This window comes from Microcoleus sp. PH2017_34_RAT_O_A, assembly GCF_020737885.1.
GTDB lineage: Bacteria > Cyanobacteriota > Cyanobacteriia > Cyanobacteriales > Microcoleaceae > Microcoleus.
In genome coordinates, this window is record NZ_JAEQDD010000135.1 from 1 (window position 1) to 13,116 (window position 13,116).

The 13,116-nt window shown below is 45.7% G+C and carries 9 protein-coding genes; 3 read left to right on the forward strand and 6 right to left on the reverse strand.

The annotated features are described in order from the left end of the window. A partial coding sequence (locus JGK11_RS30105; RefSeq protein ID WP_366054136.1) for a hypothetical protein occupies window positions 1-256 on the forward strand: 256 nt, incomplete at its 5' end. Window positions 257-275: 19 nt separating this feature from the next. On the opposite strand, the gene JGK11_RS30110 is transcribed toward JGK11_RS30105, so the two are convergent. The 5 genes from JGK11_RS30110 to JGK11_RS30130 form a co-directional block, all read right to left on the reverse strand. Next, window positions 276-680, reverse strand: coding sequence for a four helix bundle protein (locus tag JGK11_RS30110; RefSeq protein ID WP_293183875.1), 405 nt, complete (start codon window positions 678-680; stop codon window positions 276-278). A gap of 66 nt (window positions 681-746) precedes the next feature. Next, window positions 747-3,761, reverse strand: coding sequence for a peptidase domain-containing ABC transporter (locus tag JGK11_RS30115; protein WP_293191404.1), 3,015 nt, complete (start codon window positions 3,759-3,761; stop codon window positions 747-749). Between the two features lie 610 nt (window positions 3,762-4,371). Then, window positions 4,372-5,121, reverse strand: coding sequence for a peptidylprolyl isomerase (locus tag JGK11_RS30120; RefSeq protein WP_293183871.1), 750 nt, complete (start codon window positions 5,119-5,121; stop codon window positions 4,372-4,374). A gap of 126 nt (window positions 5,122-5,247) precedes the next feature. After that, window positions 5,248-9,171, reverse strand: a complete 3,924-nt coding sequence (locus tag JGK11_RS30125; protein ID WP_293214104.1) for a glycosyltransferase — start codon at window positions 9,169-9,171, stop codon at window positions 5,248-5,250. A gap of 165 nt (window positions 9,172-9,336) precedes the next feature. Continuing rightward, window positions 9,337-9,492, reverse strand: coding sequence for a hypothetical protein (locus JGK11_RS30130; RefSeq protein ID WP_293201051.1), 156 nt, complete (start codon window positions 9,490-9,492; stop codon window positions 9,337-9,339). 50 nt (window positions 9,493-9,542) lie between these two features. On the opposite strand from JGK11_RS30130, the gene JGK11_RS30135 reads away from it, so the two are divergent. Together JGK11_RS30135 and JGK11_RS30140 are read left to right on the forward strand one after the other, a co-directional pair. Beyond that, window positions 9,543-11,216, forward strand: coding sequence for a methyltransferase domain-containing protein (locus tag JGK11_RS30135; protein WP_293183867.1), 1,674 nt, complete (start codon window positions 9,543-9,545; stop codon window positions 11,214-11,216). A 241-nt stretch (window positions 11,217-11,457) separates the two neighbouring features. After that, entirely contained in the window at window positions 11,458-12,327 is an 870-nt protein-coding gene (locus tag JGK11_RS30140) for a calcium-binding protein (protein ID WP_293197816.1), read from the forward strand. A 127-nt stretch (window positions 12,328-12,454) separates the two neighbouring features. On the opposite strand, the gene JGK11_RS30145 is transcribed toward JGK11_RS30140, so the two are convergent. Beyond that, window positions 12,455-12,967: an MOSC domain-containing protein gene (locus JGK11_RS30145; protein WP_293214106.1), complete on the reverse strand. Its 513-nt coding sequence runs from the start codon at window positions 12,965-12,967 to the stop codon at window positions 12,455-12,457. Window positions 12,968-13,116: the final 149 nt, after the last annotated feature.

Here is a 13,116-nt window from a genome sequence, read left to right on the forward strand (position 1 = left end):
GGAATTGGGAATTGGGAATTGGGAATTGGGAATTGGGAATTGGGAATTGGGAATTGGGAATTGGGAATTGGGAATTGGGAATTGGGAATTGGGAATTGGCAATTGGGAATTGGGAATTGGGAATTGGCAATTGGGAATTGGGAATTGGGAATTGGGAATTGGCAATTGGGAATTGGGAATTGGGAATTGGGAATTGGGAATTGGGAATTGGGAATTGGGAATTGGGAATTGGGAATTGGCAATTGGGAATTGGTAATGGGAATTGGGAGTTTTTTTTATTTACGATCGATATCAGATATTTTATCAATCATTTTTTCTTGCTTACCACCTATTGAGTTTAGATAAGCATTTAGCTTTGGCGACAAGTCATCAATTATTGGTTGGAATTTATTTACCTGTTCTATTCCCAACAATTTTCTAGCATATGCCAGTCTCAACAAACTGATTGTTTCATACAAAGAGCCTCTGGCAATCTTCACAAAACGCCGATTGTCTTGATAATTATACCTGCCCCGTCCTTCTGCAATATTAGCACAAACACTATCGGCTGCACGTACAAGTTGTTTCCCCATAGTATCTTTCGTAAAAAAGTCCCACTCTTTGACAATAAACCAAACCTGATTTGCTAGTTTTTCAGCCAACTTGTAAACATCCAAATCTTCAAAATCCGGTCTACTCATATCCCAACCCTCTATTACCTATTACCCATTACCTATTACCTATTACCTATTCCCCATTCCCCATGATTATGTGTTCGATGACTCTTGTTGTTGGAATAGGCAGTAGTAACGCCCTTTCAGAGCCATTAATTCTTTATGAGTTCCGCGCTCGACTACAGAACCTTGATCCATCATAATTATTATGTCGGCGTTTTGGATTGTAGTCAGGCGGTGAGTAATGAAAAACACCGTGCGGCCGGCGAAAGATTCTGCTAAGTTGTTGCAAACTTGGCGTTCGGAATGGTAGTCCAAGGCGCTTGTAGCTTCGTCCAAAATCAGCAGTTTCGGGTTTTGCAAAATCGTCCGGGCGATCGCCAAACGCTGCCGTTGACCCCCAGAAAGCGACGCACCACGTTCTCCCACCACCGTATTGTAACCAGCGGGCAAGCCCATGATAAAATCGTGAGCTACAGCTAATTTCGCAGCTCGTACAATCTCATCCGTACTCGCATCGGGATTGCTCAAAGCAATATTTTCTTGGACAGTACAGTTAAACAGCAAAGTATCTTGCAGTACCACGCCAAGCTGACTGCGGAGCGAATATAATTCCACCTTGGCAATGTCATAGCCGTCAATAAAAATCCGGCCCGAAAGCGGGGCATAAAGACGCTGCAACAGCTTCATCGCCGTACTCTTACCGGAACCGCTTCCCCCCACAATTCCCACAAAACTGCCCTGGGGAAATTCCAAGTTCACATTCGCCAATTGCAGCGCGCCGCTCTCTAGGAATCGGAAGGAAACCTCTTCATAGGTAACCTGCCCTTGAATTGCCGGCAGCGGGATATTGCTCCGGTCTTCCTCGCTGGTTTCCGTGGGTTTGTCGATGATATCCTTGAGCATATCGATCGACATCGAGACCTCTTGGAAACTCTGCCACACGCTCACAAACCTGAGGAGCGAACCAGTCACGTTACCGGAAATAATTCGGAAAGCAATCAACTGACCCAAAGTAATGTCATTGCTCAGTACCAAATAAGCTCCCACCCACAACTGAGCCAAGTTACCCACTTGGTTTAAAAAACCACTAATCGTACCTGCCGTAGTCCCGGTCAGAATTGTTTTAAAACTGGCTGTAATATATTTTGCGTAACGGCTAGACCACTCCCAGCGGGATTTCAATTCAATATTTTGAGCCTTAACAGTTTGAATTCCGCTGACTACTTCCACTAGATAGGATTGAGAGTCAGCAAAACGCATATTTCTTTGTTTGATCAGGCGCAGCACCAGCGGATTGATCAGAACAATCATCAGCGCTAGTACCGGGACAACTGCCAAAGATACGAAGGTTAGCTTCACACTGTAGGAAAGCATCACGGCGACGTAAACCACCGAAAATACTGCATCGAGAACCACAGTCAGAGCGGTACCTGTCATGAATTCCCGAATCTGGCCCATCATGCTGAATTTGTAGACCAGATCTCCGACGCGCCGGTTGTCAAAATAACTCTGGGGCAGCCTGAGCAAGTGGTCGATTACCTCCGCACTCAATTTGACATCAATGCGGTTGGAAGTATCTACAAATAAGAAGGTACGCAAACCGTTGAGGAGTCCTTCAAATAGGGCAACACCTAACAGAAACGCACCCAAAATATCCAAGGTGTCGATGCTGCGCTGACCTAATACTTTATCAATAATTACTTGGCTGATTAAAGGGTTGGCAAGACCAAATAGTTGCACAAAAAACGAGGCGAGCAATACCTCAATAAATACTGTTTTGTGTTCCATCAGCGCCGGCACAAACCACCAGAAGCTGAACTGCTCTTTTTGTTCGACTTGCGGCTCTTGCAGCAGCAGGACTTCTCCCTGTTCTCCCCAGTCTTCTCTAAACTGAGGTACCCGCATCCGCATCAGCCCCTTTTCTGGGCTGGCTAGTACCAATTCTTGCTCGGTGATGCTGTAAACAATGGCAAAGCTATCTAGGAATTTAATCATGACCGGAGCTTTGATCCGGTTGATCGCATCTGCTGGCACTTGCGCCAATTGAGGGGTCAGGCCGATGCTTTGGGCGATCGCCCCACAGGCTTGCAGATTGATAACACCAGCGGTTTTTAACTGATTTTCTAGAACTTTGCGGATGATATCCCGACGAAATTTGATACCAAAATACTTGCTCAACATTTGGAAGCAAGCTAGCGGGGCATCTATTTGCCCTTTGGCGGGGAAAACTGGATATTTCCCCGCATCCTTTGGTGCGTCGATTTTGGATTCTGGGGGACGAGGTGGGGCGATGGGTACATCATCAAAAATGATGCCTCGCTTTTTCCCTAAGCCTCCTGTTCCTGTGTCTGTCTCGCCAGTTAAGGGATCTTCTAGCTCTGATGGTGATGCTGAGGGTTGCCGGAAGCCTACCAAGCGGGCACCGGCGCTGCCTTCTACTTTTAAGGATTTGGCTGCCTTTTCAACAGAGAAGCGGCTGCCGGTGGGAAACTCGCCCAAGACGCCGCTGCTGACTAGCCAAATTCGATCGGCATCTAGTTCGTTAGCGAGGTCTTGAGTTTTTTTGTTACCCTTTGGGACGTTGACAACTGTCGCGTCTTCCCAAGCTTGCCGAGTTAGTTCCTTGAGATCCGAAGTGCCGTCGGCTTGGCGCTGCAATTCCAGGCTCAACAGTTCAAACACTTCGCTCAAGGAAGAGTGAGCGTGAAAAGCTTCTCCAAATGTCGGCTGTTTTTCCAGTACACTCAGGAAATCTTCAGCAGGTAGGACGATCGCGATTACATCTGTAGAGGCGATCGCAGTTTCGCAGGGAACTCCCCTGAGCAAACCCGCCCAGCCGAGAATTTCCTGCGACTGCACCAACCGCAAACTGACGTGGCGTTGCGATCGCTGGTCAAAGCCCAGCAGCCGGGCCTGACCTTGATAGATAATTGCCACCTGAGTCGGCATTTTTTCGCGTTCAAACAGGGGTTGCCCCGTCCGGTAGCCCAGGAGTTGGCATTTAGCCACCAAGGCTGTTAGATCCGTCTCTGACAGTCGGTCAAAGGGAGGTGTTTGAGCTAAGAAATCCTGAATTTGGGTGAGGGAAACAGCGGAAGAAGTCATCCAATTTTCGATTTTTGATTTTTGATTTTTGATTGAAGAATTGAGCCTACAGCCTTTACCGTTCAATTACAGACGCGGATGAGAGGGGCTGTAGCGGGCATAAGTCATCCAATTTTCGATTTTTGATTGAAGAATTGAATCCACACATCAATCCAGAGTGTTTTTGTGACGATGCCAAGGTTTTTAAAGTCTCCAAGGATAAATCCGGGGGCCGATCGCCAAATTAGTTTCGGTCATCGGAAAATGTGCGTGGAAACCCCGTCCTTGTACAACTGCTCTATATTTGATACAATTTTAGTGGTCAACGACCCACCCGCGACGATGGAGACATAAACCCTAACACCAAAGTTTGCGAACAATCGCAACGGGGCAGAAAAATCGGTAGACCGGGAAAAGAGGACGGGGCAATGGTAAACATCCCTAGAATCAAAACAGTCAATCAGAATTCCTTTTGGGTTTTCGACACATAAAAACCGCTGGACTAGCGGGGTTAGTCTGGGGAGCGAACATAAGACCATAAAACTCCTTGTGGGTAGAGGCAGTTGCATTGAAGCAGAAACTCAAATCGTGAGGTTTGGGAATCCCCACGCCTTCAGGCGGGGGGAGGATGTCAAGATATTGAAGAGACGGAAGAGAGCGGCTGTAGCGGGCCTATTTGCGATATTTGTTCGGCGAGCCAGCTTTCAAAGAGTTCGTTAATCAGGTGCAGCCGCATCGATTCGTCGAGCTGGGCCGGCATGAACTTTTCTAGTCGAATAATTACCATCCATTCTGCCAGAGGACGCGGCGTCCAGAGTTGATTTGGCTGGCTGACTGATAAAAGTTTACTGATTGCCGGGTGAGGCTGACTGAGGGGTACTGGACCCAACAGGCCGCCAGACTTGGATTCGGGGCCTTCGGAGAAGTCGCGAGCTACTTCAGCAAAGGTTTGTTCCCCTTCGAGGATGCGGAAGTAAAGTTCGTTTGCCAGTGCTGGATTTTTGGTGCGTACCAGGGAATAGACTACGTGGTCTAGACTGGCTTTGCGGGTTAAAAAATAATTATCTACTTTAGGTCTCCAAGTCTCTTGCTTAAATTTTTCGATCAGCAAGGGCCTGACGGCCATCTCTTGAAGTTCTTCTTCTGTCATATTTTGACTCCGCAGCCAAGCTTCTCTGGCGTCGGGGGCTGTCAGTTGGTGCTGTACCAGAAAGTTCTCGACGGCGGATTTGCGTTCTTCGTCGCTGCAACTAAAGGATGCGATCGCTTGGTCGATGATTACACCCCGCAAGAATTGGGGCATCAACTGGTAACGCTTCAGGAGCGATGGCATATCCTGAGCTTGCAGTAATTTATCGCCTATTTGAAAAAGTCCTGTCATTTTTTAATCTCCAACTGACTTGCGCTTCCCCTTTTAATTTAGCTGTGGCAGGAAAAGAGCGACAACCACTAACCCCTCAATCTCCCGATGATAGCAGAGCGTTAAGAAACCTAGCGCTATAGCTGTCTATTTCTTGACGCTTTGCATCCAGACGGGGTTCCTTTCAAATAGTTTGCCTATTTGATGGGAGTAAGCGCGACTGTCGAGAATTTTGGGATTTGCCGCCATTGTTTGCTGGATTCGATCCCGATAGCGCCGGCGCAGTTCTGGGTTTGTTCCCAGTGCTGTACTCAGTTCTATATAAGAGTTCTCGCTATGTGCTACCAGTTCCGGAAGTTGTAGTTCTTCGAGGACTGCTGCAAATTGTCCCGATCGAGTTTTTTGCCCTTTTCTTGCCACTACAGGCAACCCGGCCAACAGCGGTTCAGCAAAGGGGCCGGCATCGCTGTATGGATAGGAGTCTAAATATATATCAGCCAATTCCAGACATTTTATGCAATCTGCACGATTTGATAGCGCTCGTATCACAACTACCCGCTTTTTGTCAATTCCAAATTCCCCGAAAGTCGATCGAATTTGGTGGTAAAAAGGCACCGTCGGATAGTTTTCGGTGCGCGATCGAAAGGGATACAAAACTAAAATAGAATTCGGTACACCCGCAATAATTTTTGCCCAAGTTTCTCGCAATTCTGGGATAATTGTCCGAGCCCGAGCACAGGACATGAACACTACAGATTCATCGGTGGCTCCCCAACTGCTGCGAGTCGGTTCAACGGTGGCAGGGGCTAACTCTACAGGATAGCTGAAACAAACTCCCGACCCTTCTAAAGTAATTAATTTTTCGCGATACTCTGGTGCATCTGCCGGCAAAGTCAAATCTCCGACAATCAAACAATCGATATTGCGGGCTGCGGTAGTGGCGGGAGTGGATGCAGCGGTAGCAATTTGCACCCGCGCCAGTCGGTGCAAGCACAGCAGCGCGCTGGGCCCGGAAGTGTCGGCGATATTGGTGCTAATTAGCAGAATATCTAAATCGTGCGATCGAATTTCCTGCACTTGCTGCGGCAAATCTTCCGAAAGTTGGACTAGCTTGTCGGCGCAACTTTCGCAATATTTCCCCAGTTGCTCATCTTGTACCTGGAAATGATACACGATAACTTCAAATTTGTCTCTGTCTAAATATTCAAAACCTGAAAGAGCAGCAAAAGTCTCAAATTCAGCACTAATTTTGTAGAGCAAAAAGCCGACTCTAACTTTAGTTCGTCGAGGTGATCTATCAGCAAAATTCCAGTCTATTTTAGAGCCAATATTTTTGAAGTGAAATTCCAGAATATCAGCTCGCTGGCTCAAGACATTGACCAGATTTTTGTCACTTAAATACAAAGCTTTGAAGCTAACACTTTGTGCCACAAAAGCCGCCAAATAACGCCAAACTTCCGAATCTGGAAAACTGGCGATATTAGCAGACACGTACTCGATTAGCTGCTGGAAATATTGAGAATATCTTTCAACCTCTCCCGTTTGTTGAAAGCAAGCCGGAGACTGAAATAGGAAATTCAAAAAATCGTCAAAAAACCACTGGGGAATTGCTGCATTTTTATACTCTAGCGGCAACTGATAAGCATCGCAGTACAGCATCGCTGCCAGAGAATATTGAATCTTATCAGCAACTTCCCCTGCTTCAGCAAGTTTAGAAGATAACTGCTGGACAAAACTTTGTTCCGACTCCGTTAAACTTTCATATTTGAGGCTGCTATCTAGGAGCAATTTATGAGCTTTCCCTGCTGCTTGCGAGTAAGCAGTTTCTAATGTTTCGGCGGTCAAATTCAGCCAATACTCAGCTAGCTGTTGGCGGTATTGGCGCATTTTTGCCAGAATAGACTGGTTTGATGGCAATTTTTTGTATTTTTCAACCAGTGCTGACAAGTCAGATATATTAGGCTGGGTTCTAGATACCAACTTTTGCCGGATTGTCTGTTTAATTTGTTGATTTAGGAAACTGTAATCAGGACTATTTAGGAGTTTCTTGTAAAATCTGACGACATCTTTATGATTTTCCCCAGCAGCGAAGTTTTTCCAGGTTTGTTGTTCGGGATGAATCCGCAGTGACGAAAGTTTTTCGTCTACAAACCCGACGTGATAGTTTCCCATGATCCGCCACCACATATCTAAGTCTACATACTGAGATAATCCTGAATCAAACAATCCTATTTCGCCAAAAACTCGGGCGGCAATTAATACGGTACTCGGTTCGCCAATTTTGTTGATGGGGTTGTTCAAGCAGTTAGCATCTGCTAGCAAGTCTTTTCCGGGCTGAATAGATTTTAAATTCGACCAACTTTTGTGCAAATCTTTGATTGATTGGGAAGCTTTCCGCAAAATTGGGTGAGATTCATCTTCAGCGATGGTGATGCCGCGCGGGGAGAAAACCATACCTATGTCTGGGTTTTGTTGGGCGGTGGCGACCATTTTGGCGATACATTCTGGTGCCAGCAAGTCGTCTTGAAACAGAAATTTGATGTATTCACCTTTGGCTTGCTGGATGCAGAAGTTCCAGTTTTGCGATAAGCCGTAGTTGCGGTGCAGGATGATGCGGAAGTCGGCGGATGTTTGCGATTGGAAGGATTGGGCGATCGCAATTGTGCGGTCTGTGGAGCCGTCGTCGGATACAATTAGTTCTATGTTGCGGTAAGTTTGGGCGATCGCGCTTTTGATTGTTTCCTCAATAAATGCCTCTCCGTTGTACGTCGGAATGCAAATGCTTACCAAAGGCTGCCAGCTTCGCAGTTCTACTTTTGATTGAATTTGTGGGTTTGACTCTCGGAATTCAGCTTGGGGATGAGATTGCTTCGTTCCTCGCAATGACAAGGAATTTTGATTGAATTGGGCCCAAATTTTTGCAGGCTCTGCTTTGACCATTCGTGACAGAGGCAAATTTTGAAAATTATCGGTAATCTCGGCAATATATTCGAGACGTTTTCTAATTTTACTCCCTGTAACTTGCGGGTTGAGTAAAGTCTGAATTTCCGCAGCAGCTACCACTCCAATTTTTTGAGATTCTTGGTAATTATTAAAAACATAGCCCATTAAATCAGCAGCGTGTCCGACATCCGGTTCGGCCCAAACATTGCCTTTTTTATAAGGCCCGCAATCTTCCTCGATTGGGACTAACTTATACTTAACTAAAAAGCTATTCCCAACATTCATAAATTCTGTATTTGATGAATAACCGGTGGCAATTACAGGCTTACCATAAAACATCGCTTCAGCCATTGTCAAGCCGAATCCTTCGCAGCGGTGCAGCGACACGTAACAATCGCAACTGTAAAGCAAACCGTTGATTTCATCTTTGGATAAATACCCGTCTTGATGTCTGATATTTGCAGAATCATCTATGGCAAAATTCAACAATTCTAAATCTTTGAGATTTTTGTCGGAGTTGGAAGATTTGATCAGCAATAATACGCGGTCATCTTCACCAAAAGCTGTTTTAAATGCTTGGATGACTGCCAAAGGATTTTTGCGTTCGATGCGGCTACAAAAGTCGAAGAAAAACAGAAAAATAAATTTATATTTAGGTAAATGCAGTTCTTCCCTGCTGAGGGAAGGTGCAGGTAAAAAAATACTGGGCATGATTTTGATGACTGGAATTGGCGAAGCTTGAGAAATTGCTTCAGCACAAGAATTGCTGTAAGTCCAGATTTCGTGAAAGTGATTAAATGCTGGCTGCCATTGGGGAGGAAATCCGGGAAGTTCCCAGGCCCAAAAGCCGATATTGTATTTATTCTCAAAATAGCTGGAACCTCTATCTTTGATGAAAGTTTTAACTTCATCAGCGTTGACTTGAATTAGATTTACCGGATGGGGATTGTCTGGGCTAAAGTTTTGATATGTGGTGTCTTTTTTACGGTGGGGACTGCGGGTAAAATTGTTGATAGCCAAGGGAATTCCGGCGGCTTCTGCGGCTCTGATGTTGGCTCTTACTCCTTCTCCTATGCCAAATTCGCCGTTGATGTATCCGGCGATGTTTATTCCTAAATTAGGATTCATAATTTATAATGTATTTAGTACAGTGCTGTGTTTATTTTTGGGGAATCAGCCGAATCGATCGATCGCCTCAATTGAGCTTGCATGAGAGTATGGTTTAGCGCAAATTATAATTTTGCCGAATATTTGCTAACGTATATCAATCTTTGCACGATTGGCGAACAAGATTTAAATGAACCGCAGAGTATGCAGAGTACGCAGAGGGCCAGAAGAGAGGGAAGAGAAAGAGTTGGCATCGCGAAAATTTGGTGCTTGACAAATGTGCCGATCGCCATTGTATACTGGCATCGCCATGCTAACCTTCGTCTGCTGGTCTGTTGACATGGATTGCTCTGCTTTATTTTACGGCAAACTAATCAGGAATTTTAGGGAAAGTGATCGATCGCGCCAACCACGACCTCTTCAAGCTGCTACCGCCGGATGCTAAAGTCATTGTCGAAATTGGCTGCGGTACTGGTTCTAGGGGCGAACACTACAAGCTGATCAATCCCCACTGTCAGTATATTGGCATTGAATGCGATCGCGAAAAAGCGAAAATTGCAGTCGATCGACTAAACTGGGTGGCGGTAGCCGATATTGAAGAAATGGCGATCGCCAGTCTCGACATCGAACCCGGAACTGTCGATTGCTTGATTTTTGGCGACTTGCTACCCTATCTCAAAAACCCCTGGGAGATACTACAGCAGTACAGTGCTTTACTCAAGCCGGAGGGGCAAGTTTTCGCCACAATTCCCAACGTTCAATACTGGCGGCGCATTGTCAATCTGTTGCGGGGACATTGGGAAAATCCCGACAGCAAGATGCAGCACTGGTTTACCCTGGAAAGAATTAAATCATTATTTGCTCAAGCCGGATTGCAGGTTTATGAATTGCAAGGGAAGGGACACAAAACCGAAAATTTTGCCCAATTCCAGCAATTGCTGCATCCAATGGTGAAGGCGTTAGAGCTCAAATCCAGCGATTTTGCTACGGAAACTGGTGCTGAATATTATATTGTGCGATCGACCAAATCGACCGTACAGCCGCGCAGACTGCTGATCCAAACCATTATTATGGCTCCTACAGGGTGCGATCGCGTGCGAGTTCTGGAACCGGACAAATTTAGCGCCACAATTCCCGGTGTCCGCACCGTATCGGGAGTGAAAACAGCAGCATTAATTACCGAGTTTCCGGGAGAAGAAAAAGTCTTCGTCTGGCAACGGACAATCATGCAATATCCGGCTTACATTCCCAAACTCAAAGAACTACTAAAACAAGACTATTTAATAGTAGCCGAAATTGACGACAATCCCGTCCGCCGCCGCGAATACGCAGACAATAATTACCTCAGCTATCGCGGCTGTCACTGCGTTCAAACTACAACAGAACCGCTAGCGAAAATTTTGCGTCACTACAATCATAATGTTGCCGTATTTCCCAATCAACTAGCCTATCTACCTCCGCCGCGAATCTATCCAGCAGAACATACCGTCACAATATTTTTTGGCGCGCTCAACCGCGAGAATGATTGGCAGCCAATTATGGCAGCACTGAATCGAGTTTTAGCTGCACACAAACACCTGATTCGAGTTAAAGTTATCCACGATCGCAGATTTTTTGAATCTTTGGAAATACAGCAAAAGGAATTTGAATCTTTTTGCAGTTACGAACGGTATCAAGAAATCATGTACAGTTGCGATATAGCTTTGCTGCCGCTCGTTGTCAACCCGGTTAACGAAATGAAATCTGACTTAAAATTCATTGAATGTGCGGCGCGAGGAGTAGCGGTTTTGGCGAGTCCCACAGTGTACGAACATTCGATAGTAGAAGGTGAAACCGGATTGATTTACAAACATGAAAAAGAGTTTGAAACTAAGCTAAATTCGCTGATTTCCGACACTTCTATGCGCCAGGAAATAGCCGCGAATGCTTACGAATGGGTGCGCGACAACCGCTTGCTGTGCGGGCACTACCGCGAGCGCCGAGACTGGTACTTGCAAATGCGAGATGAGTTGCCACGTTTAAACGCTGAGTTGCGATCGCGATTGCCTGAGTTGTTTACCGACTGAATGCGGTAAGATTTATAGGGGTTTTTGTGCAATACGCTTGCGATCGGACAAGACGGCGGATAAGACGGCGGTTGAAACCGCTGCTATACAAACGATGTCCGCCTCCGCGGACTCAAGAGAATAACGTAATTTTAACCGTCCAGTCTTCAACCTGCGGAGGCAGGTTTTGTCTGTATAAACGCGGTTTCAACCGCCCAGTCTTCCGTTTTATTGTTTAATTTTTAATTGTTGATAAACACAAATGCGAATCCTATTCACTATTGCTCACTTCTACAATCCCAGCGGCGACGGGAAACACGCTTCCCAACGAAACGATCCGCAACCGCGCATCAATGCTTTAACAGCTTGCGTGACTTCGCTGCAAGCTTTGTATGGCAAATCTCAGTGCATGATTGACATTGGCGAATGTGCCACTATCCCAGCAAATCAATCTCAAAAGCACGAAATTGATATTGTTGTTTGCACTACTCAAGGTTATCACCTGTTGCCTCAACTACCTGTGCAGCCGAGGTCTTTTATGCACCACGCTACCAAATGCGAACCGCTGCTGTTGGGGTTTGAGTGTCAGGCTGTTTTGCGTTCTTGCCTTAACAAATACGATTATTTCTGTTATTTGGAAGATGATTTAGTTCTCCACGATCCGTGGTTTTTTAGTAAATTAAATTGGTTTACTCATCATGGTGGACATGGAAATTTGTTGCAACCGAATCGCTATGAAGTATCGCCTCAAGGTGCTGTTTTTAAAGCATATATTGATGGTGATTTAGTGCCAGGAGCTACTGCTAAATTTCAAAATGTGGAGGAGCAGCCGCAGTTGGCAGGGAAAATTATGGAACAGCCAATCTCTTTTGAGCGGACTTTGAATCCTCATTCCGGTTGCTATTTTTTGAATGCGGAACAGATGGCTCACTGGGCTAAGCAGTCTCATTTTTTGGACAGAGATACTAGCTTTGTTGGCCCGCTGGAGAGTGCGGCAACTTTGGGAATTATGCGGACTTTTAGAGTTTATAAGTCAACTCCTGCTTATGCTAATTTTTTGGAAATTCAACATTTTGGAGTGAGTTTTCTGAAGTTAATTGGTAATAAGGTGCGGATTTCGGAGGAAGGGTGAGCAGCCTATTTGGGGCGGGCAAGATGCCCACCCCACAAGATCAGACGGCGGTTTCAATCGCTCGGTTTTATTCAACCCGCGGAGGCGGGTTTTGTCTGTATAGACGCGGTTTCAACCGCCCGGTTTTCTAGTAATTCAAATTATCGCCGATTTTAACTGTACCGCTGTTGATAATTTTGGCTAAAACTCCTGTTTGTGCGTGACCAAATTCTTGTTGTAGTAAACTGAGTAGGGCTATATCTCGATCGCCCGTTTGTGGATTTACTTCTACGTTGACACAGCGACCAATTCGTGCTGTAACTTCGATCCGTGCTGCACCTAATTGAAACTGTTTTCCGATTAACTCAAATTCCGACCAAGCTGAAACGCCCTCTAGCACAACGTTTGGGCGAAATCTGCCCACATCTATATTTTGCTGGGCGACTTCGGTTAATCGATCGAGTGTAGCTTGACTGAGGAGAGAAATATGTACCGGTTCTCGATCGGGATAACGAGTTTCCCCACTACTGTTACCGATTAACCGCAAAGGTGCAAACTGCGGGTGTCTCGCTTCTTTTGTTGGTTGAGTCGCCGCCAGATAGTCGGTAAAAAAAGTGCTGATGCGATCGCGCCCCGCTGTTGTGTTCGTTTCTGCTGACAACACTGCAACTCCTTGACGCTTGACTGTTAAAACAGCCGTTTCCGGTTGATAACATTACTCACAAGTTAAGCTAAAAGCACTGTTGTCAATGAGTAATCTTACTCATTTTTTTACCGAGATACCAATTAAAATATGACTCCATTTGTTAC

Bases quoted from the DNA above. Each gene is read 5' to 3' on its own strand.
- JGK11_RS30120 (WP_293183871.1), bottom strand. From the start codon at position 5,121: ATGACAGGACTTTTTCAAATAGGCGATAAATTACTGCAAGCTCAGGAT.
- JGK11_RS30125 (WP_293214104.1), bottom strand. From the start codon at position 9,171: ATGAATCCTAATTTAGGAATAAACATCGCCGGATACATCAACGGCGAA.
- JGK11_RS30130 (WP_293201051.1), bottom strand. From the start codon at position 9,492: ATGTCAACAGACCAGCAGACGAAGGTTAGCATGGCGATGCCAGTATAC.
- JGK11_RS30140 (WP_293197816.1), top strand. From the start codon at position 11,458: ATGCGAATCCTATTCACTATTGCTCACTTCTACAATCCCAGCGGCGAC.
- JGK11_RS30115 (WP_293191404.1), bottom strand. From the start codon at position 3,761: ATGACTTCTTCCGCTGTTTCCCTCACCCAAATTCAGGATTTCTTAGCT.
- JGK11_RS30110 (WP_293183875.1), bottom strand. From the start codon at position 680: ATGAGTAGACCGGATTTTGAAGATTTGGATGTTTACAAGTTGGCTGAA.